19 protein-coding genes and 7 tRNA genes are annotated in these 24,584 nt (G+C 69.4%); 14 read left to right on the top strand and 12 right to left on the bottom strand.

Annotated features, from left to right (window positions below):
* The first annotated feature begins 312 nt into the window (after positions 1-312).
* The 8 genes from AB0367_RS10485 (at position 313) to mgrA (ending at position 9,847) form a co-directional block, all read left to right on the top strand.
* Positions 313-1,314, top strand: a complete 1,002-nt coding sequence (locus tag AB0367_RS10485; RefSeq protein WP_366225946.1) for an ABC transporter permease — start codon at positions 313-315, stop codon at positions 1,312-1,314.
* A gap of 179 nt (positions 1,315-1,493) precedes the next feature.
* On the top strand, positions 1,494-3,239 hold the full coding sequence (locus AB0367_RS10480; RefSeq protein WP_366226046.1) for an ABC transporter substrate-binding protein: 1,746 nt from the start codon (positions 1,494-1,496) through the stop codon (positions 3,237-3,239).
* Between the two features lie 150 nt (positions 3,240-3,389).
* Entirely contained in the window at positions 3,390-4,391 is a 1,002-nt protein-coding gene (locus AB0367_RS10475; protein WP_366225945.1) for an ABC transporter permease, read from the top strand.
* Between the two features lie 52 nt (positions 4,392-4,443).
* A complete protein-coding gene (locus tag AB0367_RS10470; protein WP_366225944.1) occupies positions 4,444-5,523 on the top strand; it encodes an ABC transporter ATP-binding protein in 1,080 nt (359 codons plus the stop codon).
* Positions 5,524-5,534: 11 nt separating this feature from the next.
* Positions 5,535-6,662 (top strand): dipeptide ABC transporter ATP-binding protein, encoded by a 1,128-nt coding sequence (locus AB0367_RS10465; RefSeq protein ID WP_366225943.1) that lies wholly within the window; start codon positions 5,535-5,537, stop codon positions 6,660-6,662.
* A 79-nt stretch (positions 6,663-6,741) separates the two neighbouring features.
* Positions 6,742-6,987, top strand: a complete 246-nt coding sequence (locus AB0367_RS10460) for a hypothetical protein (protein ID WP_366225942.1) — start codon at positions 6,742-6,744, stop codon at positions 6,985-6,987.
* Between the two features lie 108 nt (positions 6,988-7,095).
* Complete coding sequence (locus AB0367_RS10455) at positions 7,096-8,799, top strand: S8 family serine peptidase (protein WP_366225941.1); 1,704 nt, start codon at positions 7,096-7,098, stop codon at positions 8,797-8,799.
* Positions 8,800-8,842: 43 nt separating this feature from the next.
* Positions 8,843-9,847 (top strand): L-glyceraldehyde 3-phosphate reductase, encoded by a 1,005-nt coding sequence (gene mgrA / locus AB0367_RS10450; RefSeq protein WP_366225940.1) that lies wholly within the window; start codon positions 8,843-8,845, stop codon positions 9,845-9,847.
* Here the strand turns inward: mgrA and AB0367_RS10445 are convergent.
* A complete protein-coding gene (locus AB0367_RS10445; protein ID WP_366225939.1) occupies positions 9,824-10,393 on the bottom strand; it encodes a hypothetical protein in 570 nt (189 codons plus the stop codon). The two genes, mgrA and AB0367_RS10445, sit on opposite strands and share 24 nt — an antisense overlap.
* 131 nt (positions 10,394-10,524) lie before the next feature.
* Here AB0367_RS10445 and AB0367_RS10440 point away from each other — a divergent pair, with 131 nt between their 5' ends.
* The 4 genes from AB0367_RS10440 to AB0367_RS10425 all read left to right on the top strand — a co-directional run bounded on the left by AB0367_RS10440 (position 10,525) and on the right by AB0367_RS10425 (position 17,775).
* The gene (locus AB0367_RS10440; protein WP_366225938.1) at positions 10,525-11,817 is read left to right on the top strand and encodes an MFS transporter; all 1,293 of its coding nucleotides are present in this window, start codon (positions 10,525-10,527) and stop codon (positions 11,815-11,817) included.
* A 673-nt stretch (positions 11,818-12,490) separates the two neighbouring features.
* The gene (locus tag AB0367_RS10435; RefSeq protein ID WP_366225937.1) at positions 12,491-12,745 is read left to right on the top strand and encodes a hypothetical protein; all 255 of its coding nucleotides are present in this window, start codon (positions 12,491-12,493) and stop codon (positions 12,743-12,745) included.
* A 1,032-nt stretch (positions 12,746-13,777) separates the two neighbouring features.
* Positions 13,778-16,714: a hypothetical protein gene (locus tag AB0367_RS10430; protein ID WP_366225936.1), complete on the top strand. Its 2,937-nt coding sequence runs from the start codon at positions 13,778-13,780 to the stop codon at positions 16,712-16,714.
* A 158-nt stretch (positions 16,715-16,872) separates the two neighbouring features.
* On the top strand, positions 16,873-17,775 hold the full coding sequence (locus AB0367_RS10425; RefSeq protein ID WP_366225935.1) for a glycosyltransferase family 2 protein: 903 nt from the start codon (positions 16,873-16,875) through the stop codon (positions 17,773-17,775).
* Positions 17,776-17,793: 18 nt separating this feature from the next.
* Here the strand turns inward: AB0367_RS10425 and AB0367_RS10420 are convergent.
* The 9 genes from AB0367_RS10420 to AB0367_RS10380 form a co-directional block, all read right to left on the bottom strand.
* Positions 17,794-17,879: transfer RNA gene (locus AB0367_RS10420), tRNA-Ser, on the bottom strand.
* An 8-nt stretch (positions 17,880-17,887) separates the two neighbouring features.
* A tRNA-Arg gene (locus AB0367_RS10415) sits at positions 17,888-17,960 on the bottom strand.
* 1 nt (position 17,961) lies between these two features.
* Positions 17,962-18,047 (bottom strand) — tRNA-Ser (locus AB0367_RS10410).
* Between the two features lie 45 nt (positions 18,048-18,092).
* Positions 18,093-18,165, bottom strand: a tRNA-Leu gene (locus AB0367_RS10405).
* Positions 18,166-18,177: 12 nt separating this feature from the next.
* Positions 18,178-18,250, bottom strand: a tRNA-Ala gene (locus AB0367_RS10400).
* Positions 18,251-18,301: 51 nt separating this feature from the next.
* Positions 18,302-18,745: an HNH endonuclease gene (locus AB0367_RS10395; protein WP_366225934.1), complete on the bottom strand. Its 444-nt coding sequence runs from the start codon at positions 18,743-18,745 to the stop codon at positions 18,302-18,304.
* Positions 18,746-18,808: 63 nt separating this feature from the next.
* Positions 18,809-18,881, bottom strand: a tRNA-Leu gene (locus AB0367_RS10390).
* A 56-nt stretch (positions 18,882-18,937) separates the two neighbouring features.
* Positions 18,938-19,010: transfer RNA gene (locus AB0367_RS10385), tRNA-Trp, on the bottom strand.
* Positions 19,011-19,279: 269 nt separating this feature from the next.
* Positions 19,280-19,900 carry a hypothetical protein gene (locus AB0367_RS10380; protein WP_366225933.1) on the bottom strand — a complete coding sequence of 207 codons (621 nt, stop codon included), beginning with the start codon at positions 19,898-19,900 and terminating at the stop codon, positions 19,280-19,282.
* 593 nt (positions 19,901-20,493) lie between these two features.
* Here AB0367_RS10380 and AB0367_RS10375 point away from each other — a divergent pair.
* Positions 20,494-21,459, top strand: coding sequence for a sodium:calcium antiporter (locus AB0367_RS10375; protein ID WP_366225932.1), 966 nt, complete (start codon positions 20,494-20,496; stop codon positions 21,457-21,459).
* A gap of 35 nt (positions 21,460-21,494) precedes the next feature.
* On the top strand, positions 21,495-21,884 hold the full coding sequence (locus AB0367_RS10370) for an STAS domain-containing protein (protein WP_366225931.1): 390 nt from the start codon (positions 21,495-21,497) through the stop codon (positions 21,882-21,884).
* Between the two features lie 387 nt (positions 21,885-22,271).
* Here AB0367_RS10370 and AB0367_RS10365 read toward each other — a convergent pair whose 3' ends face one another.
* Together AB0367_RS10365 and AB0367_RS10360 are read right to left on the bottom strand one after the other, a co-directional pair.
* Complete coding sequence (locus AB0367_RS10365; RefSeq protein WP_366225929.1) at positions 22,272-22,931, bottom strand: hypothetical protein; 660 nt, start codon at positions 22,929-22,931, stop codon at positions 22,272-22,274.
* A 123-nt stretch (positions 22,932-23,054) separates the two neighbouring features.
* On the bottom strand, positions 23,055-24,338 hold the full coding sequence (locus tag AB0367_RS10360) for a citrate synthase (protein ID WP_366225928.1): 1,284 nt from the start codon (positions 24,336-24,338) through the stop codon (positions 23,055-23,057).
* Between the last annotated feature and the right edge of the window lie 246 nt (positions 24,339-24,584).

Here is a 24,584-nt window from a genome sequence, read left to right as displayed (position 1 = left end):
GTGCTTGGATCACGCCCTCATCACGGCGCGGCGTGGACTTGATTACAGGACAGGGCGTGACCCTTGACGAGCGGCCAAACGGGAGACAGGGTTCCTCCAACGAAGGCGACAACACCACGTCGTCTTCGTGCACGCTCTGCCCGTGGACCGAACCTGCGGATGGGGCACCAGGAGTCCACGAAGACACAGCCGATCGGCTGCTGACTGCCACGGGCCCCGGTCTGGCCGACGCATGCGCGCTCCACGGTGCGACGGCCATCGCTGGCGGTTGCGTGAGACGGGCAGGCGGCCGGGGAGAGGGGCACCACGCCCATGACTATGGGACCCGTCACGTCGAAGAGCGACGAGCAGGTGCCGACGGTCGAAGAGGCGACCGCCACGCCCTCAGGTGTTCCCGCGAAGGCCATCGAAGGCCGCTCGCTCAGTCAGATCGCGTGGACCCGGCTCAAGCGCGACAAGGTCGCGCTGACTGGAGGCGGGTTCATCATTTTCCTGGTGCTTGTCGCGGTGTTCGCCCCCTTGATCAACAAGGTCTGGGGGCACCCGGTCAACGATTACCACCAAGACAAGATCGATCCGAGCCTCGGCGGCATCCCGCCGGTCGGCACCTGGGGCGGGATCAGCAGGGAATTCCTGCTCGGCGTCCAGCCGGTCACCGGCCGCGACCTGTTCTCGCAGATCATCTACGGCGCCCGGGTCTCGCTGCTGGTAGCGCTGGCCGCCACGATCGCGGCGGTCACGATCGGCGTGGTGCTCGGCATCGTCTCCGGCTACTTCGGCGGCCTCGTCGACAACCTGATCAGCCGGTTGATGGACCTGATCCTGGCGTTCCCGTATCTGCTGTTCTCGATCGCGCTGATCTCCGTCGTGCCGGTGAGCACCGGCTGGCGCATCGGGGTGGTCATCTCGGTCATCGCGTTCTTCAGCTGGCCGTACATCGGGCGTATCGTCCGCGGTCAGACCCTCTCCCTACGGGAACGCGAGTTCGTCGAGGCCGCACGCAGCATCGGGGCGGGCCCGGCCCGCATCCTCTTCCGCGAGCTGCTGCCCAACCTCGTCGCGCCGATCCTCGTCTACGCGACGCTGATCATCCCCACGAACATCCTCTTCGAGGCCGCGCTGTCGTTCCTCGGCGTCGGCGTGCTGCCCCCCACCCCCTCGTGGGGCCGCCTGCTGTCGGACGCCGTGCAGTACTACACGTACGACCCGATGTACATGTTCGTGCCCGGTTCCGCGATCTTCCTCATGGTCCTCGCCTTCAACCTGTTCGGCGACGGCCTGCGTGACGCCCTCGACCCGAAGGCCAACCGGTAGGCCGCAAGGGCCGCCGGCCGGGCTTCGGGCCCGTCGCGCAACCCTCGCACCACCACGTCCGGCCGCCCGCCAGCCGGTCGAACCCTGTGCGTACCCCGTCTCCACCCCGCACAGCCGCACAGCTCGGACGGCCCGTCCCTCGGCGGGTCGTGCCAAACAAGGAGGGAAACCCAGTGAGAATGAGGACAGGGGCACTGGTGGCCGGCTCGGCCGCCGTCGCCCTGGTGTTGTCCGCCTGTGGATCGGGCGGCGACAAGGCCAACGAGGGCACAAAGGGTGAGTCCGGCTTCAACGCCGCCACCAAGGGCGTCGTGAACCCGTCCGACAAGAAGGGCGGCACGCTCAAGCTCGTCAACCAATCTGACCCGGACTCGTTCGACCCGGCGCGCGCCTACTACGCGTTCGTGTGGAACTTCATGAAGGGTTACTACGTCCGCACGCTGCTCACGAATGAGGCGAAGCCCGGCAAGGACGGCCTCACGCTGGTTCCCGACCTGGCCCAGGCGCTGCCGGAGATCACCGACGGCGGCAAGACCTACACGTTCAAGCTCAAGGCCGGCGTGAAGTTCGAGGACGGCTCGCCGATCACCTCGAAGGACGTCAAGTACGGCATCGAGCGCACCTTCGCCTCCGACGTCCTCTCCGGTGGCCCGACGTTCCTGGTGGATGTTCTCGACCAGGGCCAGAAGTACCCCGGCCCGTACAAGGACACCGAGAAGGTCGGCCTCAAGTCCGTCGACACCCCGGACGACAGCACGATCATCTTCAAGCTGGCCGCGCCGCTGGCCGACTTCGCCAGCCTGCTCGCGATGCCCGCCTCCAGCCCCGTTCCGCAGGCCAAGGACACCGGCGACAAGTACGCCCAGAAGCCCGTCTCGAGCGGCCCGTACAAGTTCCAGTCGTACGACCAGGGCAAGAAGGCCGTGCTGGTCCGCAACGACCAGTGGGACCCGAAGACCGACACCGTCCGCAAGGCGCTGCCGGACCAGATCGACTTCACCATCGGCACGGCGCCCGAGGAGATCGACAACCAGCTGCTGTCCGGTGACGTCGACGTCGACACCGCGCAGACCGGTGTCCAGCAGGGTGCCCAGCCGAAGATCCTGCTCGAGGCCGACAAGAAGAAGTACGCGGACACCCCGAACACGGGCTTCATCCGCTACTTCTCGGTCAGCACCAAGGTCGCTCCGTTCGACAACGTCCACTGCCGCAAGGCCGTGCAGTACGCCACGGACAAGATCACGATGCAGACCGCTCGTGGTGGCGCCGAGGCCGGTGGTGACATCGCCACCAACATGCTGCCCCCGAACATCGCGGGTCACGACGACTACGACCCGTACAACACCAAGTCGGGCAAGCCGCAGATCGACAAGGCGAAGGAAGAGCTCGCGGCCTGTGGCAAGCCGGACGGCTTCGACACGGTGATCGCCACCCGCAACGCGGGTAAGGAGCTGAAGTCTGCCGAGGCCCTGCAGGCGGCACTGAAGAACGTGGGCATCAACGCCCGCCTCGACCCGATCGAGCCGTCGCTGTACTTCCGCTCGGCCATCGGTGTGCCGTCGAACGTCCACACCAAGGGCTACGGCCTGATGATGGCCGGCTGGGGCGCCGACTTCCCGACCGCTTACGGCTTCCTGGCCGTGCTGGTCGACGGCCGCCAGATCCTGCCCTCGGGCAACAACAACTACGGCGAGCTGGACGACCCGGAGATCAACAAGCTGATCGACGACGCCAAGGCGGAGACTGACCCGAAGAAGGCGGCCGAGATCTGGACCAAGATCAACCACAAGACCATGGACGCGGCGGTCATGGTGCCGTTCGTCTACGACAAGGCGCTCAACTACCGCAACCCCCGCCTCACGAACGTCTTCGTGACGGAGTACTACGGCATGTACGACTTCGGCAGCCTGGGCGTCGTGAGCTGACCCTCGGGTCAGCACCAGCCCCAGGCTCCGAAGCAGCAAGCCCGAACAGCCGCTAACCCGCCCTTCACGAGTACAGAAGGCAGGTGAGGGCCACGGTGCCGGCCGGTGCGACGGGAACCCCGTCGAACCGGCCGGCGTCAGGCCGCACACGTGATCAACTACATCCTGCGCCGCCTGGTCACCGCGGCACTGCTCATCGTGGCCGTCTCGATGGTCACCTTCGCGATCTTCTTCCTGATCCCGAAGGCGGCGAATGCCGATCCCGCCGAGATGTACGTCGGTAAGACGGCGACGGCGCGCGAGGTGGAGGCGACCCGGATCAAGTTGGGTCTGGACAAGCCCATCTACGTCCAGTACGGGCAATTCGTGAAGGGTCTCGTCGCCGGGCGGGACTACGACAGCGGCCCGAGCGTCACGCACTGCTCGGCGCCGTGCTTCGGCTACTCCTTCCGCACCGACCGCGAGGTTTGGCCGCTGCTGCTCGACCGGCTCCCGGTCACCATCTCCCTCGCCCTCGGCGCCGCCGTGCTCTGGCTGGCCGGCGGCGTGGCCGGCGGCGTCATATCCGCGTTGAAACGCGGGAAGCTCGCCGACCGGGCCGTGATGATCATCGCGCTCGCCGGCGTGTCGCTACCGGTGTACTTCACCGGTCTCGTCTTCCAGTCGCTGTTCGTCCACCAGTGGAAGATCTTCAAGGGCGGCGAGTACGTCAACTTCGTCGACGACCCGCTGGGCTGGGCCAACAAGCTCTTCCTCGCCTGGGTGAGCCTCGCGCTGTTGTTCGCCGCGACCTACGCGCGGCTGACGCGGGCCACGATGCTCGAGACCCTCGGCGAGGACTACATCCGCACCGCCCGCGCGAAGGGTCTGAAGGAGCGGGTCGTGATCGGCAAGCACGCCATGCGCGCGGTGCTGACCCCGATCGTCACGATCTTCGGCCTCGACCTCGGCACGCTGCTCGGCGGCGCGATCCTCACCGAACGGGTGTTCAGCCTGCCCGGCATCGGCAAGCTCAGCGTTGACGCCGTGACCCAGAAGGACCTGCCGATCATCCTCGGCGCGACACTGTTCGCCTCGTTCTTCATCGTCATGGCCAACCTGATCGTGGACGTGCTCTACGCCGTGATCGACCCGCGGGTCCGGCTCTCATGACCATTCCCGCGCTCCGGTCCGCACCGCACGGCACCCCTGGAAAGGAGTGAGCATGTCCAGTAGCCTGCTCACCGACGTCAACCCGAGCCGGGGCGGCTCCGGCTCGCAGCCCGCCGAGTCCTTCCTCGACGTGCGCGACCTGCGGATCCACTTCAACACCGACGACGGCGTGGTCAAGGCCGTTGACGGCCTGACGTTCCAGCTGGAGCGCGGCCAGACCCTCGGCATCGTGGGCGAGTCCGGCTCGGGCAAGAGCGTCACCAGCCTGGGCATCCTGGGCCTGCACCGGCGCGGCTCCGCCAAGATCTCCGGTGAGGTCTGGCTCGACGGCGAGGAGCTCATCGGCGCCTCGCCCGAGCGGGTCCGCCTGCTGCGCGGCGCGAAGATGTCGATGATCTTCCAGGACCCGCTGACCGCGATGCACCCGTACTACACGATCGGCGCGCAGATCATCGAGGCGTACCGCGTGCACCACAAGGTCAGCAAGGCCGAGGCCCGCAAGCGGGCGATCGAGATGCTCGACCGGGTCGGCATCCCGCAGCCGCAGCGGCGCGTGGACGACTACCCGCACCAGTTCTCCGGCGGCATGCGCCAGCGCGCGATGATCGCCATGTCGCTGGTCAACAACCCGCAGCTGCTCATCGCCGACGAGCCCACCACGGCGCTCGACGTGACGGTCCAGGCGCAGATCCTGGACCTGATCCGCGACCTGCAGTCGGAGTTCAACTCCGCGGTCATCATCATCACCCACGACCTCGGCGTCGTGGCCGAGGTCGCCGACGACATCCTGGTGATGTACGGCGGCAAGTGCGTCGAGCAGACGACCGCGGAGGCCATCTTCCGCCGCCCCGAGCACCCGTATGCCTGGGGCCTGCTCTCGTCGATGCCCCGCGTCGACCGGGAGGTGCGCGAACGGCTGGTGCCGATCAAGGGCAACCCGCCGTCGCTCATCAACCTCCCGAGCGGCTGCTCCTTCCACCCGCGCTGCCCCTACACGCAGCGCAACGGCATCCCTTGCAAGACGGTCGAGCCGACCCTGGCGGAGGGCACGCCCGAACACGGCGTCGCCTGCCACATCCCGCCGGCGGACCGCACGGCCATCTTCAAGTCGGACATCGCCCCGAACCTCTGAGGAGCACGACAGTGTCGACGAGCACCCAACCCCAGCCGGCGGCGGCGCAGCGCAGCGGCGAGAACCTCCTCGAGGTGCGGGGCCTGGAGAAGCACTTCCCGATCATGCGGGGCGCCTTCGTCAAGCGGAAGGTCGGCGCCGTGCGCGCGGTCGACGGCATCGACCTGGCCGTCAAGACCGGCGAGACGCTCGGCCTGGTCGGCGAGTCGGGCTGCGGCAAGTCCACGACCGGCCGCCTGATGACCCGCCTGCTGGAGCCGACCGCGGGCCAGGTGCTGCTGGAGGGCCGGGACATCTCGCACCTGGGCGTGGGCCAGATGCGCCCGCTGCGCCGCGAGGTCCAGATGATCTTCCAGGATCCGTACTCCTCGCTGAACCCGCGCCACACGGTCGGCACGATCGTCGGCGCGCCGCTGCAGGTGCAGAACATCAAGACGGCGCAGGGGCAGAAGCGGGAGGTCCAGCGGCTGCTGGAGCTGGTCGGACTCAACCCCGAGCACTACAACCGCTACCCGCACGAGTTCTCCGGCGGCCAGCGCCAGCGCATCGGCATCGCCCGGGCGCTCGCCCTGCAGCCGAAGCTGATCATCGCCGACGAGCCGGTGTCGGCGCTGGACGTGTCGATCCAGGCGCAGGTCGTCAACCTGCTCGACGACCTGCAGCGCGAGTTCAACCTGACGTACGTGTTCATCGCGCACGACCTGTCGGTCGTCCGGCACATCTCGGACCGGGTCGCGGTCATGTACCTCGGCAAGGTCGTCGAGGTCGGGGGGCGCGACGGGCTTTACGCCAAGCCACTGCACCCGTACACCTTCGCGCTGCTCTCCGCAGTGCCGGTGCCCGACCCGGGCCGCCGGGACAAGGCGCACCGGGAGCGGATCCTGCTCACCGGCGACGTGCCGAGCCCGATCGACCCGCCGTCCGGCTGCCGCTTCCGCACCCGGTGCTGGAAGGCGCAGGACCTGTGCGCCCAGGAGGAGCCGCCGCTGCGCGAGCTCGAGCCCGGGCAGACGGTCGCCTGCCACTTCCCCATCACCGACGAGGAGCGCTCGGCGCGCGGTGCCGCCGCGGCCCGGGCCGCGGCCGCGGAGATCCCCGTGGACACCGCCGAGGACCCGTTCGCCGAGCCGATCGCCTGAGTTTTTCCGACACTTCGCAGAGCCGCCTACTGGCGGCTCTCCGACTTTTCTCCCCATCCCTGCGCAATATCGTGTCGGGATGCACCCCGACGAAAGCTCGCGCCTGCTCCGCCTGGAGCGCCAGGTCGCCTATCTCTACCGCCATTTCGGCCTCGACCCCCAGCTCGCCGACGCCTTTCCGGGCGCCGCCAGCATGCCGCCGGAGTTCACGGAGGCGTTGCGGCAACAGAACCTCATCGCCGCCATCAAGATCTACCGGCAGGTGACCGGTGCCGGCCTGGCCGAGGCGAAGACCGCCGTGGAGCGGATCGCCCGATCCGTCTGAACAACGACGCATTCATCGCCCTCGAATCGAAGATCTTGAGCGGAAAGGGTTTCGCCGCCGCAGGGGCTCTTGTTCTCATATCCCCATCCCGTCGACCAGGGAGGTTATGTGGGATTCAACAAGAGGCTCACCGGCGCCGCGGTCCTCACCGCGACGCTGACGGTGACGGCGGCCGGCCTCGTGTCGGCCCCGGCCAGCGCCGAGTCCACGGCGACGACGCAATACACGGTCGTCGCCGCGGACAACGTCTCCGCCGCCGACGCGGCCGCCGCCATCAAGCGCGCCGGCGGCCGGGTCATCGGCAGCAACGACACGGTGGGCATGTTCACGGTCGTCGCGCCGCAGAACGGCTTCGTCGCGAAGGCCGCGGCGACGCCGCAGCTCGTCGGCGCGACACACCAGGTCGCCGTCGGCAAGGCGCCGAAGAAGGACCGGCCGGGCAATGTCGAGCGCGAGGCCCAGCGGGCGGCCAGGGCCGCCGAGAAGAAGAGCGGGAACAAGCCGGCGACCGCCGGGATGGACCCGCTCGACGACAAGCTGTGGGGCCTCACGACGGTCAGGTCCGACAAGGCGCGCAAGGTCAACGCCGGTGACAAGCGGGTGACCGTCGGCATCCTCGACACCGGCGTCGACGCGTCGAACCCCGACATCGCCCCGAACTTCAACTGGGCGCTGTCGAAGAACTTCGCGCCGGACCTGCCCGACATCGACGGTCCGTGCGAGGTCGCGAGCTGCCTCGACCCGGTCGGCACCGACGACGGCGGCCACGGCACGCACGTCGCCGGCACGATCGGCGCGGCGGCCAACGGCATCGGCGTCTCCGGTGTCGCGCCGAACGTCTCGCTGGTGGAGCTCAAGGGCGGCCAGGACTCCGGGTACTTCTTCCTGGAGCCGGTCGTCAACGCGCTCGTGCACGCCGGGAACAACGGCATCGACGTGGTCAACATGTCCTTCTACGTCGACCCGTGGCTGTTCAACTGCACCGCCAACCCGGCCGACTCCCCGGTCGCGCAGGCGGAGCAGCGCACGATCATCAAGGCGATGTTCCGGGCGCTCACCTACGCGCACTTCAAGGGCGTGACCCTGGTCAGCGCGCTGGGCAACAACCACGAGGACAAGGGCAAGCCGCGCACGGACATCTCCAGCCCGGACTACCCCAGCGGCGCGGCGTACGACCGCCCGGTGGACAACAACTCGTGCTGGGACCTGCCCACGGAGGGCCCGTTCGTCATCGGCGTGTCCTCGCTCGGCCCGTCGCTGAACAAGGCCGACTACTCCGACTACGGCCTGGAGCGCATCGGCGTCTCGGCGCCGGGCGGCTGGTTCCGTGACGGCCTGGGCACCGACACCTACCGGACCGTGGGCAACGAGATCCTGTCCACGTATCCGAAGAAGGTGCTGCAGGAGGAGGGCTCGGTCGACGCCGACGGCAACGTCCTGCCCGAGTTCGCCGACTCGGTGTTCAAGCAGTGCACCGCGTCCGGGCAGTGCGGGTACTACACCTACCTGCAGGGCACCTCGATGGCGTCGCCGCACGCGGCCGGCGTGGCCGCGCTGATCGTCAGCGCGCACGGCAGCAAGCACGGCAACGACTTCGGCCTGGAGCCGTGGAAGGTCGAGTACCTGCTCTACACCACGGCAGCCCAGCACGCCTGCCCGAACCCGCCGCTGGTGTCGTATGGCAACGTCGGGCGCCCGGCCGAGTTCGACGCGCTCTGCGAGGGTACGAAGGCGTTCAACGGCTTCTACGGCTTCGGCATCGTCGACGCCTACGCCGCCGTCACCGCGCACGCCTGGTGGGAGCACCGCTAAGACGGGCCGGTCCGGGGCCGTCCCGGGCGCCTGACCTAAGATCATGGTCGTGGCGTACGAGGCGGCCTCGGGCCGATACCAGGACATGCTCTACAAGCGCAGCGGGCGAAGCGGGCTCAAGCTGCCGGCCATCTCGCTCGGGCTCTGGCACAACTTCGGCCCCGACCGGGCGTTCGAGACGCAGCGCCAGATCGTGCGGCACGCCTTCGACGCCGGCGTGACCCACTTCGACCTGGCGAACAACTACGGCCCGCCCCCGGGCTCGGCGGAGGAGACCTTCGGGCGGATTCTTGCCGAGGACCTGCGCCCGTATCGCGACGAGCTCATCATCTCCACGAAGGCCGGCTACGACATGTGGCCGGGGCCGTACGGTGAGTGGGGCTCGCGCAAGTATCTGCTGGCCTCGCTCGACCAGTCGCTGGCGCGCATGGGCCTCGAATACGTCGACGTCTTCTACTCCCACCGGCCCGACCCGGACACGCCGCTCGAGGAGACGATGGGCGCCCTGGACGCGGCGGTGCGGGCCGGCAAGGCGCTCTACGTCGGCATCTCCAACTACAGCGCGCAGCAGTCCCGGGAGGCGGCCCGCATCCTGCGCGAGCTTGGCACGCCGCTGCTCATCCACCAGCCGTCGTACTCGATGTTCAACCGCTGGATCGAGCCGGAGCTGCTCGACGTCCTGGCGGAAGAGGGAGCCGGCTGCATCCCGTATTCGCCGCTGGCGCAGGGGCTGCTGACCAACCGCTACCTCGACGGCATCCCGGAGGACTCCCGGGTGCGCACCAGCCGGTCCCTCAACGAGAGCGCCCTGACCGCCTCCCGGCTGGATCTGATCCGGGCGCTGGACGAGGTGGCCCGCGAGCGCGGCCAGAGCCTGGCTCAGCTGGCGCTGGCCTGGGCGCTGCGCGACCCGCGGATCACTTCGCTGATCATCGGGGCGTCGAGCGTGAAGCAGCTGTCCGACAACCTCGGTGCCCTGCAGAATCCGGTCCTCTCCCCCGAGGAACTGGCCCGCATCGACGGGCTACTTGCTCAGGAAGCCGCTTAGCGCGCTGATCACCGGCTGGAGGGCGGGCGGGATCGCACCGTCCTTCGCCGTGATCTGCCGGCCGGCGTAGGTGATCGTGTACGTGTAGCCGTCGGCCATCGCGCCGTTGTCGTTCACGCTCGGCATCTTGTTGAAGTCGGTCCCGGCGAGCGCCGCCTTGAGCGCGCTGAGCTCGTCGGCGTTCAGCTTGCCGGTGCGGGTGCCCTGGCGGGTCTGGATGGTGTACGAGCCGTCGGGGCGCACGACCAGCGAGTCGCTGACGCCGGCCAGGCCGCCGGTGCGGCTGAACGCGATCAGGGCATCGACGGCGGTCATGTTGCCGCCGGTGTCCGCCGAGGAGCTCGAGCCGGCCTGCGCGCCCGAGCTCGGGCCCGACCCGGTGCCGGCGCCGCCGCTCGCGCCGCTGGTGGCACTGGTGGCACTGGTAGCGACCGGAGCACCGCTGGACGCGCCACCGGTGGCCGCCGCGCCCGTGGGGCCGGTGTTGTCCGAGCAGGCGGCGAGCGCGAGCGTGAGCAGGGCGGCGGCGAGGATCCGAGACTTCATCGCGTTCAGCTCCATCCATAGGTAATGCTGATTGGACTGCGGCCCGGAGCCTCCGGTTCCCCAGTGACGTGCGGCACAGCCACACGGAATAATCAAGCGCTTTTGTCGTACCCCCAAGACATGATGACCCCATGCGTCTCGACCCCTACCGCCGCGTCCTCGCCCTACCGGGCGTGCGGCCCCTCATGGTGCTGGCCCTGCTGGCCCGCATCCCGATCACCGCGGTCGGGGTGACCATGACCCTCCACGTCGCCCAGAACCTCAACCGGGGCTGGGGCGCCGCGGGGCTCGTCGGCGCGGCGCTGACGGTCGGCACGGCACTGGGCGGCCCGCTCAACGGCCGCTTCGTGGACCGCCGCGGCCTGCGACCGATGCTGCTGGTCACCACGATCGCCGAGGCCGCCTTCTGGTCCGCCGCACCGTTTCTGTCCTATTCGGCACTACTGGCCGGCTCGTTCGTCGCCGGGGTGTTCGCGCTGCCGGTGTTCTCCGTGGTCCGCCAATCGCTCGCCGCGCTGGTCCCGACCGAGCAGCGCCGCCAGGCATATGCCCTTGATTCCATGTCCGTGGAGCTGTCCTTCATGGCCGGTCCGCCGCTGGCCGTGCTGCTCACCAGCACCCTCTCCGGCCATGCCGTGATGTGGTCGATCGGCGCCGCGATGGTCCTCTCCGGCACCGCCCTCTATCTCGTCAACCCACCCGTCCGCGAGGCCTCGGCCGAGCCGGACGCCCCCGGCGCCGCCGCCGTGCGCCGCCGCGACTGGCTGACCCCGCGCTTCCTGGCCGTGTGCGCCGCCGCGGCCGCCACGACGGTCGTGCTGGCCGGCACCGACCTGGGCGTCGTCGCGATGCTGCGCAACGCGGGCCAGGTCAGCCTGATCGGCGCCGTGCTGGCCGCGTGGGGCGTCTACTCCCTGGTGGGCGGCTTCGTCTATGGCGCACTGCCCCGCGCCGTCCCGCTCGTGGTCCTGCTTGGCGGCCTGAGCCTGTTCACCGTGCCGGCGGGGGTGTTCGGCGACGCCTGGCCCCTGCTGTTCCTCACGCTGCTGCCGGCCGGCGCCCTGTGCGCCCCCACGCTCAGCGCGAGCGCCGACCTGATCAGCCGCCTGGTCCCGGCGTCGGCCCGGGGCGAGGCCATGGGCTGGCACGGCTCGTCCCTGACCGTGGGCCTGGCGATCGGCTCCCCGCTGGCCGGCTGGGCGATCGACCACGGCTCCCCGTCGTGGGGCTTCGCCGCCGTCGGCGCGGTAGGCGCCGTGATCACCGCGATACTGCTGACGTTCCGCCACCTGGACCACCCCTCGGCTCCCGCCACCGAAGACCCCGCCACCGAAGCACCGGCCAGCGCGACACCCACCGTCGCCGCACCGCCGACCGCCACCCCGGGCACCTCGACGCTGGGCACCGCCACCATCGCCGCGTAGGCACCACACGGCCGCATCGCCCACCGCTTCAGGGGACTCGTCAGTTAATACTGAAAGACTGGAGGGGTTCCAGTCTTTTGGATCGCGCAGTCCGCTCACGGTAACGATGGGACCGTGATGAACACATAACCCAATAACTGTATGTCTTCGATCAACTGCGCTAAGTATTGTTGACCCAGGAACGGTTGTCCCGAACCACCGATTGGCGCCTCGCGGAGGCGAGCGGATCCGGGACCAGCCGGACGCCGCGCCGGTTAAATCTTCGTGTTGCAACGTTTCCAAGTGTTTCGGGGATGATCGGCACGCCGTATGCGCCTTTTACGAGATATGGGAAGAACTGGCTCACGGAGCGTGTTGCGGTCCCGCCCAGGACGTCGTTGAAGCGCAGGGCCCGCCCATAGCGGGCGCGGATGCCGGGCGCCGAACCGGCCCCGCGATCGTCCGTCACACTGGCCGTGCGGTGCGGAAACGCCCAGATGCCAGGGGCCGCGAGGCCCGCCTTCGCCCACTCCAGCCGGGCGGAATCCGAGCGCCCATTCGGCCCAGTCGCCGGCGACTGGGCCGTCGAGCACCACCGCGCCGGCAGCGTCCACGTGGGCGCGGTAGAACTCGTCATCCTCGGCACTGACGCCGTACGGATTCGGCGCGCCCGTGAATGTGCACAAAGCCGTGCATGATCAGCGTTCCGTCGCGCGGCATCATGCCCCGCAGGGCCTCGACGACCTGCGGCGATCCACTCAGCATGCGATGGGCGGGCGCATCCGCCGCAATAGACGCCCTGCGGCGTCATAAACGCGGGGGAAACCGCCACGGCGAACGGAACATTACGGAACTGCGGACAATCGGCGATCTGGCACAACGGGGCGGGATCGGCGTGCGGGCCGAAATCCTCGATGCGCACGAGCGCCCGCATATCCAGGGCGAGTAGGTCGGCGACGTAGATGAGCGCGGACCCACAATCCCCCGTGGCGCCGTCGTGCCGTCCGCGCGCACCGCCTCGGCCAGGTCGCCTTGGCCAGGTCGTCGAATGCACGCCCAGGGACGGCACGACGTGGACCTGGCCGCCCGCCGCCGGGTTTCTCGCGAGAGCGAAGCCGCGGTATCTGACCTCCGCGAGGACCGCATCGTCGATCATCACTGTCTGAAAGCCGATTCCGTGGTACTTCGGGATCGGCTGCCGCACATTGCCCCAGCCACAGCACGGACGCGCCGACGGCGACGCCGGCCAGGGACTCCGGCGGCAAGAGCTCGTCAAACGTCGATCAGATATGGATCGCCAGCAGGCGTTTCTGTGCCGATCCGGACGTGTACTTCGTCACTGGCCCGGCCGATCGGCGACCGAGACGCGACGCCAGAATCCCTGCTCGCACCGCTACAACTCGCCCGGCGACTCGTATTGCCTGGAGGTGTCATACAGGACGAGAACCCCGCTCGCCGGGTATGCAGGAGACAGGCCCAGCGACGACCCGGCCCGTAATGTACCGATTGGAGAGATTTTGCAGGCGGCCAGCGAGAACGCAGTGACGACGGCCAGCACGATCCCGATGACCATGACGGCGCGGCGCCGTTCGGGCCCGAAGGTGACAGCCAGTATTCGGCGGACTGCAGCTCGATGCATGCACAACTCTCCGGAAAACTCGTCATCAATCCGATCAAATCGGGTGGAATCGGCTCACCGGTCGGTCATATCTGGCGGGTCCGCAGAGAAACGGGATGGTTGCGTCCGTCACTCAGCGCGGTACGATCCGGCAGAGCCGCCCTGCGGTGATCGGTGTGGAACCCCCTCCACATCGCACCGCTCGTGGCACACCCGACGGAGGACGATCTTGAATCGTTGCTGCCCGCTTGCAGCTCGCACGCCGATCACGCTGGGCCGTTCGCGGCCGCCAGCCGGAACGGCGGCCGCGCGGCTGGCAGCCGCCCTCCGCGGGGCGGGGCTCCATAGTGCTGAGAGGTCCGCATGAGCACGGCGATGCAGGTGCGGCTGCGGCACTGGCCCGGGATGAAGGTGTCCTGGCTCGGTGCCGGCGCGGTCGTCCACTCCGGTGAGGAACCGAGCCCGGGCTCGGCGGCGCTGGTCGTCTCCCCCCACGGATCCGCCGAGTGCGCGGTGGTGATCAGTTCCCACACGGTCAAGCTGCAGCCCGCGATGATCGAGGAACTGGCCGAGGTACTCGCCAACGGCCTGCCCCGCGGGTTCACCGCGATGCGGTTCGTCGCCTGGGACGGCGCCTGCGCCACCAACGAGCGCCCCGCCGCCGCCCACATGATCGCCATGCGCCTCGGCATCGACGTCATCGCCGCGGCCGGCCCGCTGCTAGGAGTGCCCGGCGGCTCACTGTTCGCCCCCGTTGGGCGCGGCGAGCACCGGCCCGGCGGCTTCTGGCGGTTCCGCACCGGCGTGCAACCGGTCCGCGTCGGCTGGCGCTTCCCCGCCCCGGCCTGGGAGTCCGACCTCTGCACCGAGATTCCGGAGCTGCCCGGCGACCTCGTGCTCGACCAGATTCCGGCGGGCCTGTGGCTGCACCGCCGCCGGGTCGGCAGCGTGACCGACCTGGCCTACTCGGTGCCGACCGACCACGCCAACCCGGCGCTCATCCTGGGGCACCCGAGCGACCAGCCATTGCACCGTGACGAGCTCGCGCAGGCGGTCTCGTCCGTCCCGACGCTCGCCGCCGATCGTTGCGTCTTCACGCCGTATGGCCAGAATCCCATCGCCGACGGCCCGGTCGGTCCCGTCGTGGCCGACGTCCTCGGCCGCGCGGTCCACGTGCGCACCGGCCTGCCGCTGTGCGCGCCCGCCGGCCAGCGTGCCGTGGTCACGATCGACGCGAAAGGCCTGCCCCGCTGGCGTACGTTCGCCCGCGAGCTGTGGCACGCACCCCGCACCGGCGCTCCGCGCCCGGTCGACTGGGTCAACCCGTGCCCCGACGTGCTCGACACCCCGGCCGGCCAGGCGACGTTCTCGCTCGGTTCGGGCTGGGTCCTGGAGGTCGTGCAGGCTGGCCTGTGGATCCGCCCGGAGCACCTCAGCGACCCGGCGGACTGGATACGCGGGCTGCCGGTCGACGTCAACCGCTGCGCCGTCATCGTGGGCGCGCCCAACGCGGCCGAGGCGCCGCCGCCGACGCACACGATCGCCGAGGTGCTCGAGAGGCTGCCGATCGACGCACGTAAGCGCGCATACCTGACCGTGCCGCGCGGTACCACGCCCAACATCTTCATGCTCGCCACGGAGCTGCGCGACGCGCTGCCCGAGCCCGGCGAGGTGGAGCTGGTGGCCCCGTCGGCCTCCGCGGCGACGACCACGACCGGCTCGTTCCCGGCGGTACAGGACGCGCCGCGGCACGCGAGCCACTCGGCCGACGGCCGCCACGGCGATGCCAACGGGCCCTACCTCGTCGACGGCCGCCACGGCGATGCCAACGGGCCCTACCTCGTCGATGGTCGCCCCGCCAACGGCCACCCCTCCGGCGCGCACCCGACGGTGTCACGCCCGGCCACCTACGAGTCGGGCTACGACAAGCGCGGCATCGAGGACAGCCGCGGGTATGAGACACGCCCCGACTACGGCGCCGCGGCGCACGGCGGCTACACCGAGCCGCGCACGTCCTCGTTCGACGCGCCGCGGCCCAACGGCTTCGACGACCGCGCCCCCCGCACGGGCGCCCTGCCGGCCGTCGACCCGACGACGCACGCATTTGACACGCCACGGACCAACGGCTTCGACGACCGCACCCCGCGCACCGGTGCCTTCCCGGCGGCCGACCCGACGAACGGCTTCGACGGCCGCGGCCAGCGCACCGGCTCGTTCCCGGCCCAGGCGGATCCGGCGGCGGCGGCTTTCGCGCCGCCGACCCCGAACGGCACGCAGCGACCCCCGCGCCCGGGCGGCTACCCGGCCGAGCCCCCGATGCAGCAGCCGCGGCCGCGCCCGGCCGACGCTACGGGCGCGTTCCCGGCGGCGGGCGGGTTGCGCAACAACCCGGACTCGACCACCCCGATGGTCCCCGTCGTGCCCGGTCCGAACCCGAACGGCGGTAACGGCAACGGCCACGGCGGCAACGTTCACGGTGGTCCGAACGGGCGCGGCGGCAACGGTCATGGTCCCGGCGTCGCCAACGGACACGGCGGCAGCGGTCACGGCGGCAGCGGTCACGGCGCTACCGGGCACGCCGCGGTGTACAACGGCTTCAGCGGCCCGGGTCACAACGGCAACGGTCACAACGGCGCCCCCGGCGTCAATGGCCACCCCGGCGCCGCGCCCAACGGCCACGGCGGTCCGGTCCCCAACGGCCACGGCGGTCCGGTCCCCAACGGCCACGGCGGTCCGGTCCCCAACGGCCACGGCGGTCCGGTCCCCAACGGCCACGGCCCGAGCGGGCTCAACGGCAACGGCCACCCCGGGCCGGTGCACAACGGCAACGGCTACGGCGGGATGCACCCGGACCTGCACGTCGCCCCGCCGCACGCGTTCCACCGGGAGGACCGGCCGCTGCCCACGCCTGGGCCGAACGCGCCACACGGGTACAGCTTCGACGCGCCCGACTACGACGAGCACCACTTCGACCCGGTCACGTCGCCGAGCCGGCACCACGAGGAGCCCTCGGGCCGCATGACGGCGCAGCGGCCCTCGGTGGAAGAGCAGAACGAACTGGCCGAGGAGACCTCCTCGATCAACACGGGCCGGGAGATCCGCTCGCACAACAAGAAGGGCAAGACCAGCCGGGCCGACGACAAGACGAGCACGCAGGAGCTCGACCGGCTGCTCGGGTTCTTCGACGAGATCCGCCGGGCGAAGGCGTGGGACGAGGACCCGAACTCCCCGGAGGCGCAGGCCGCCAAGCGCGCCGCGGCGGGCCAGCCCCCGGCCGGTCCGCGGCGAGCCCGGCACTGATTGGACGCACCGAACCGGCCCATCCGTTGACACGGGTGGGCCGGTTTTTTACGTACTCCCACGCGGCGCACCCCGACACGGACAAAAAGGGCGGATCAGAGGAGGGCGTGGTGGCAGGCAGATCCGGGGGTGCGCGCTCGGGCCGTTACGATCGCACGGTGCTCGACATCATGCTGCCGCACTACGGCGAACTGCCCCTGCTCAAGATCGCCGTCGAGAGCATCGTGGCGCAGAGCGACGAGCGGTGGCAGCTGACGGTGATGGACGACAACCCGGTCGAGCGGGACACCGGCATCCCCGAGTACTTCGCGGCGCTCGGGCACCCGCGCGTGCGATACGTGCGCAATCCTCGCAATCTCGGGGTCACCGGCAACTTCCAGCAGGGTGTCGACCTCGCCACGGCGCCGTTCATGGTCATCATGGGCTGTGACGACGTGATGCTGCCCCGGTACGTCGAGCGCGTCCACGCCCTCATCGACGCGCACCCCGAGGCGGTGCTGGTGCAGCCGGGGGTCGAGGTCATCGGGGCCGACGGAGCCGTGGTGCGGACGCTGACGGACACGACGAAGCGCAGGGTCTACGCGCCGCGCTTCGCCGGGACGGTCACCATGGCGGGCGAGGAGCTCGCGGTGAGCCTCCTTCGGGGCAACTGGCTGTACTTCCCGTCGCTGGCGTGGCGTACCGAGGAAATCAAGGCCGTGGGCTTCGACCCGGACCTGAAGGTGATCCAGGATCTCAAGCTCATTCTGCAGCTGGTGACCCGTGGCGGCACGCTGGTCGCCGACGACGACGTGGTGTTCCAGTACCGCCGGCACGGCGAGAGCCTGTCGGCGTCCTCGGCGGTGACGGGCAACAGGTTCAGCGAGGCTCGTGAGTTCTTCCTCGGCGCCGCGGCGCGCATGGACGCCCACGGCTGGCCGCGCGCGGGGCGGGCCGCGCGCTGGCATCTGTCCTCGCGCATCCACGCGCTCACGATGCTCCCGGCGGCCGCGCGGCAGCGCGGCAGCGGGAGCGTGGGGGTTCTGACCCGGTACGCGTTCGGCAGCCCCCGCCCGCGGTAGGCGCTGTGGGGCAGAGTGCGGGAAGGGTGGGAGTCGAACCCACACGGGCGTGAACCCAACGCCGTTTTCGAGACGGGTGCCGGCACCAATCGGCTGGCCTTCCCATTGCACGTACCCCTGGAAGGATTCGAACCTCCGACCTCCTGGTTCGTAGCCAGGCGCTCTCTCCACTGAGCTACAAGGGCGCGGAAAGTGAGGGGATCGAACCCCCGCGGGGTCGTCCCCCGTCGACGGCTTAGCAAGCCGCAGCCTTACCTCTCGGCCAACCTTCCATGATCGTGACTTTCGACGGCCGGCCGGTGGGCCGGCGCCATGCGTACCCGGGAGAGGATTCGAACCTCCAACCTTCTGACCCTGAATCAGACGCCTCTTCCGTTGGGCTACCCGGGCTTGGACTGGGTGTGGACCCGGCCGGACTTGAACCGGCCACCTCCGCTTTGCAAGAGCGGCGCTCTACCAGATGAGCTACGAGCCCGTGGCCCCGGCGGCGGGCGGTAGCGAAGGAGCCGGCCGCCGGGGTCCTATCTCAGCGCTGGACGAGCGCGCCCCAGGTCGGAACCGACGGCTGGACGCGCAGCACCAGGCCCGCCTCGGCGGGGGTGCGGTCACCCTTGCGCTGGTTGCAGCCGGTGCAGGCCGCAACGGTGTTCTTCCAGGTGTTCCGGCCGCCGCGCGAGCGAGGCAGGATGTGATCGATGGTCGTGGCCTCGGCCCCGCAGTAGCCGCAGCGGCGGCCGTCGCGGGCATGGACGCCGGCGCGCGACCAGGCCGGCCCGCCGGTGAAGCGCCAGCGGGTGACGACGTAGGACACGAGCCGCACGACCCGCGGGAGCGGGTAGACCCCGATCGACCGGTCCGGCTCCGCCTCATGGATGACGGCCACCTCGCGCAGGATCATGCGGATAGCGTGGCGGAGAGTGACCCGGTGCAGGGGTCCGAGGTCGGCGTTGAGTACGAGAACCGCGGTCACCGGGCCTCCTCCCTTCATCTGCACATACGGTGAAACCGACATACGGAACCAAACGATCTTGCGTGCCGCGAGCGGGAGTCGAACCCGCACTGACCCTCTTTTGAAGGGGGCGCCTCTGCCTTTGGGCTACCACGGCGTGCTACCGATATGCATTTTTCAACGAACCAGTTCAATGCGCTGGGCACGGGAATGCACGGGCGGTAGGAATCGAACCCACAACCGCCGGATTTGGAGGCCGGTGCTCTGCCGATTGAGCTACACCCGTATGTGATTCGAGGACACGAAAAAGCCGCCCGGACGAGGCCCGGGCGGCTGGCGAGACTGGGAAACCCTAGCCTCGCCACCTACCCGAAGACTCCGACAAGCCGCTGAGCAGCCAGGACCGAGCTCCGGCGGACAGCATGGCGCGACGGCGCGCGCTTGGCGTGTCCAGCGCTTCCAGTCGCGACTCGCGGTGCCCGTTCATCGTCCGATCCCTTCGTTGCCGCCTTGACGTATTCAAAGATAGGCGCGCCACACAGAGGGCGCAAGAGATTAAATAGGGGCCGTGTAATGCGCGAGGTAGAGGTTCATCTCGTCGGTCGACTCGTCGCCCTCGTTGACGCTGAACCACAACGAGTTCTCCAGCCAGAAGCGGTGGATGAACTGCTCGAATCCGTCGGCGGCGCGGACCATGTTGGCGATCAGCGTGTCGCGGTCGACCTCCTCCAGGCCGACGATCTCCAGCAGCCACGGCGAGGCGATCACGAACGGCTGGCCGCCGGGGCGCAGGTAGAGGTACCAGATGACGGCGTCCTGCTGGTCGCGCAGGAACCGCACGAGCTGGGCGCCGGGCTCCACCGGGCTGGGGACCGGGCGCGGGGCCAGGTCGAAGTCGCAGCCGGTGCACGACGGGATGGCGTCCATCAGCACCTGACTGCTCATGAAGCGCTTGAACGGGGCCGGCAGCGCGACGTGCTCAGCGAGGGCGCCGACCTCCATCGCCCGCAGCGGGTCGTGCGGGGCGTCGGAGACCAGCCAGGAGAAGGAGCCGTCGAAGCGTGACTCGTCCACTACCGGCAGGCTCTCGGTGGGGTAGAGCTCGTAGGTGCCCACGCTGGCCCGGGCGGCGCCCAGGTCCGTACCCCACCAGCCGTTCGGGAAGTCGATCGTCATGTGTCGCACGGTAGTTCGGCGTCTGGGGTTCTTCCGTCGCCTATCGGACCAAGAACATTGCGTTTCAGGTCAGGATCCCAGATCAGGCAACTCACGGCGTGCTCCGCGCCGGCGAGTTGGACCAGTCCCGGATACGTCAGCTTGTCGACGATTGCCTCCACTGTGAACGGTTTGATCACATACTCGCGCGCCCTGGCTGTCAGGGCTCGCACGATCTGTCCGTGATCATCGCTCGGAGGGACCTCGATCCACCGTGGCGTCCACTGTGGAGACGGCCCTCGCCGGCTCGCGGCGATGGAGCGGACAGCGGAAACGGCCCGCAAAATAGGGAGACCGGCATCCACGGGGGAAGACGCCGGTCTCGTTGAGAACTGTAGAGCCCTCCGCCGATTTCCGCCAGCGGTGGAGGGGGTCAATCCACCGGAACGGGTCCCGGATTTCCGGCCATGACGTTCGTTGATCCTCCCGGCCGCTCTGCTGCGCAACCGCGCGGTGACGGTGCGCGCCGTTCGGGCCGCCAGCGGCGCCACGGGGCGTCCTGCACGTGGCGGGCCGGTATGGTGTCGTGCCAGGCGGTCATTGGGAGGAGGCGGATGTCGACCCTGTTCGTGGCCGGGCTCGGCATCGTCGGCCTGGTGCTGCTGACCGTCGGCGCCGACCAGCTCGTGGTGGGTGCCGGACGGCTCGCCACGGTGCTGCGCGTGGCGCCGGTGATCGTAGGGGTCGTGGTCATCGGGCTGGGCACGAGCGCGCCCGAGTTCGTGCTCTCGGGGACCGCCGCGGTGCAGGGCAATGCGGGGCTGGCGCTGGGCAACCTCGTCGGTTCGAACATCCTCAACGTCACGCTGATCCTGGGCGTGGTCGCGGTCGTGTCGCCGGTGCTCGTGCGCTCCTCGGTGCCGGTGCGCGAGGCGCCCCTGATGGTTGCCGGGGTCGCCGTGTTCGGGGCGTTCGCCCTGGTCGGGCTCAAGTTCGTGGCCGGTGTACTGCTGGCCGCGCTGAGTATCGGGGCACTGGCGCTGCTGGTGCGGCTGTCCCGGGTACCGCCGGATGATCCCCTGCCGGACGACGTCGCCGCGTTCGTCGAGCCGCCACCCCGGCCCGGCCGCTGGTGGGTGGAGGTGACGCGGACCGGGCTCGGGCTGGCCGCGACGCTCGGCGGGGCGCAGCTGGTCGTCGACAACGCCTCGACGCTGGCGCACCGGTGGGGCGTCAGCGACACGGTCATCGGCTTCACGCTGGTCGCCGGCGGCGCCGCGCTGCCGGAGCTCATGACGTCGGTCCAGGCGCAGCGGCGCGGCGAGGGCGACCTGATGGTGGGCAACCTGCTGGGTAGCAACCTCTTCAACAGCCTCATCGGCGGGGCGGTGGTGGGGCTCGCGGCCGGCCGGGAGACCATCGCGCCGTTCGGCTTCGCCGCGGTCAGCGCGATGGTCGGCGCCGGGGTGCTCGCGTGGCTGCTGCTCAAGCGGGGCAACCGAATCACCCGCCCGGAGGCGTGCGTGCTGCTGTGCGCCTACGCGCTCATGCTGCCGTTGTTGATCTCGGCCAACCCGTGACGTTTCCTGGCTCGCGGGCTGGGTACGCGAGCCGGATGGGCGACGCGATGGTCCGGACACACCGCTCCGGTGACGTTCCGGGCGGCACGATCGTGGTGGAAGTGCTGGGGCCGCTGGAGGCGACGACCGTGGGAGCGCTCCGTTCCGTGGTGCTGGACGCCGTGGAGACATACCGTCCCCGGGTGCTGACCGTCGACCTGCGCCGGGTGCCGTTCATGGACTCCATCGGCATCGGGACGCTCGTCGCCGTCGACAACAAGGCGCGCGAGGTGGGCGGAATGATGGAGGTGAGCAGCCCGTCGCCGTTCGTGCACCGGCTGTTGCAGATCACCGGACTGACGGAGCTGTTCGGGCTGCCGGACATGCCCGAGGACGCCCCGGTGTCGGGCGCGCCCGCGGATCTCGGTCGTCCCCGCAAGTGCTGATCGTTCGCACCGCCCGTTGCCCGCTACGGCATTGTGCGCACGCTCCAAGAGAACGCACCCACGGCGACGACGAGGCACGGTGCGGATCGTTCGCGGTCTCGCGGCACACAACGACGCAAGCCTATGAAACCAAGGACCGGGGCCGCCGCCACGGGGGAAGCGGCGGCCCAGGCCGTCCTTGGGTTGCAGGAAATGTACTCCCCCGGCGCGCCACTGCACACCCCCCAATTCGTGCCGTCTTCCCCCGACCGTGTGAATCCGTCCAATGTGGAGCACAGGACCACACACGATCGCACAAGCCGTTGCGTCGCCAGGGTTTCCGGCCGCCGCCGTCTCGAAATTCGCCGGCCGACGCCGCCCGCGATCGCGGCCGGCCGGGGTGGTGGGTCAGCTCAGCTGGGCGGCTCGGTGACCGGCCTCGGAAGGGGTCAGCAGTTCGCCGTCGAGGACCACGGCCCAGAACGCCTCCAGCGGGATGCGCTCGAACAGGGGCGAGCCGAGGCCCTCGAACACGTCCTCCGGCACGAGCTTCAGCGACGTCGTGACGACGATCGTCGGGATGCTGGCGGCCAAGGCCAGGGTGCCCTTGATGTTGAGGACCCGCGTGGGGCTGATCGCGTCGGCACCGGCCAGGCCGGTGACGGGCTCCAGGCCCTCGGTGCCGGGAGCGTCCACGGTACCGGCGGGCAGGCCCGCGACCGTGGCCTTCACCAGGGCGCTGCTCGGGGCGGTACGCACCCAGCCGCCGCGCTGTTGCAGGACGCGCGTGGCCACGGACACCGAGCGTTCGACGTCCTGGTCGAGCTGCTCCCGGATCGCACGCAGGGCGGGGCCCTGGTCGGGGCCGTTGGCCGCTCGGGCGATGTGCCACATCGACGCATATCCGGGCAGGAGTCCCGGCAGCGGCGCCACCATCGCGCGCAGGGTCGCCGGGTCGTGCACGAACTCGGCCAGGCCGTCGAGCACCTGCCGGGCCACGCCGGTGGCACCGGACGTGCGGTCCTGCACTGCCGCGATCAGTAGCGGCGACAACGTTGGCGCGCTCATGCTGCTCCGAATGCTCCCTGTCAAAAACGGACAACGACCCCAGACGGCCTCATGTATGAGACAGCTGGGGTCGATCTCCGTCAAGTAGACAAACGAGCAAGAACCGCTCCGCGCAGCGGGTCTTTACCGAGCCGAAATCGGGGTGTAATCCCGGGCGCCGTAGCCGGTGTAGACCTGCCGGGGACGACCGATCTTGGTCTCCGGGTCCTTGATCATCTCGCGCCACTGGGCGATCCAGCCGGGCAGCCGGCCGAGCGCGAACAGGACCGTGAACATGGTGGTCGGGAAGCCCATGGCCTTGTAGATCAGGCCCGTGTAGAAGTCGACGTTCGGGTACAGCCTGCGGGAGACGAAGAAGTCGTCCGCGAGCGCGATCTCCTCGAGCTGCATCGCCAGGTCAAGCAGCGGGTCGGGCTGCGACATGCGGCCCAGGACCTCCTGGGCGGCCTTCTTGACCAGCGCGGCGCGCGGGTCGTAGTTCTTGTAGACCCGGTGCCCGAAGCCCATGAGCCGGACGCCGTCCTCCTTGTTCTTGACCTTGCGTACGAACGAGTTGACGTCGCCGCCGTCTGCCTGGATCTGCTGCAGCATCTCGAGCACGGCCTGGTTGGCGCCGCCGTGCAGCGGGCCGAACAGCGCGTTGACCCCGGCCGACACCGAGGCGAAGAGGTTGGCGTGGCTGGAGCCGACGAGGCGGACCGTGGAGGTCGAGCAGTTCTGCTCGTGGTCGGCGTGCAGCAGCAGGAGCATGTCGAGGACCTTGACCGCGACGGGGTCGATCTCGTAAGGCGTGGCGGGCACACCGAAGGTCATGCGCAGGAAGTTCTCGACGTAGCCCAGGGAGTTGTCCGGGTACAGCATGGGCTGGCCGATGGCCTTCTTGTACGCGTACGACGCGATGGTCGGCACCTTCGCCAGGAGCCGGATGGTGGAGATCTCCACCTGCTCCTCGTCGAACGGGTTGAGGCTGTCCTGGTAGAACGTCGACAGCGCGCTGACCGCGGAGGAGAGCACCGCCATCGGGTGCGCGTCGCGCGGGAAGCCGTCGAAGAACCGGCGCATCTCCTCGTGCAGGAGCGTGTGGTGCTGGATGCGGGTGGTGAACTGTTCGAGCTGCGTCGGGCTGGGCAGCTCGCCATGGATGAGCAGGTAGGAGGTCTCGAGGAAGGACGAGCCCTCGGCGAGCTGCTCGATCGGGTAGCCGCGGTAGCGCAGAATACCCTCGTCGCCGTCGATATAGGTGATCGACGAGACGCATGAGGCCGTGTTCACGAAGCCTGTGTCGAGTGTGACGTGACCGGTCTTGTTGAGCAGTGAACCGATCTCCAGCCCTGACGGTCCCTCGGTCGCCTTGCGAACCTTGAGCTCGAGCTCACCGTCCGGGTATGTGATGTTGTACTCACTCATGCGCGTCGTTCCCGTCTCGTCCCGCAGTCCGGCTCCTGGCCGCGGCCCCATTGCCCGCGACCGGCGCTTATGGCGCCCCCGGGCAGGATTTCAGATGAGCGCGCCCGACAGGGAGCCGGGGCGCGTCACTGCGACATTTCCAACTCGTAAGAGCCCTGTTCCAACGGTTGCACCCCGAATACGGCCGCTGGGATTGGTCGCCCTGGGTGGGTGTGCGGCTTTCACCCGGGTTTCCGGTGAGATGTA

Origin of the sequence: Dactylosporangium sp. NPDC051484 (assembly GCF_040689395.1) — a bacterium.
Taxonomy (GTDB): Bacteria; Actinomycetota; Actinomycetes; order Mycobacteriales; family Micromonosporaceae; genus Dactylosporangium.
This window is presented reverse-complemented; position numbering and strand designations above follow the sequence as displayed.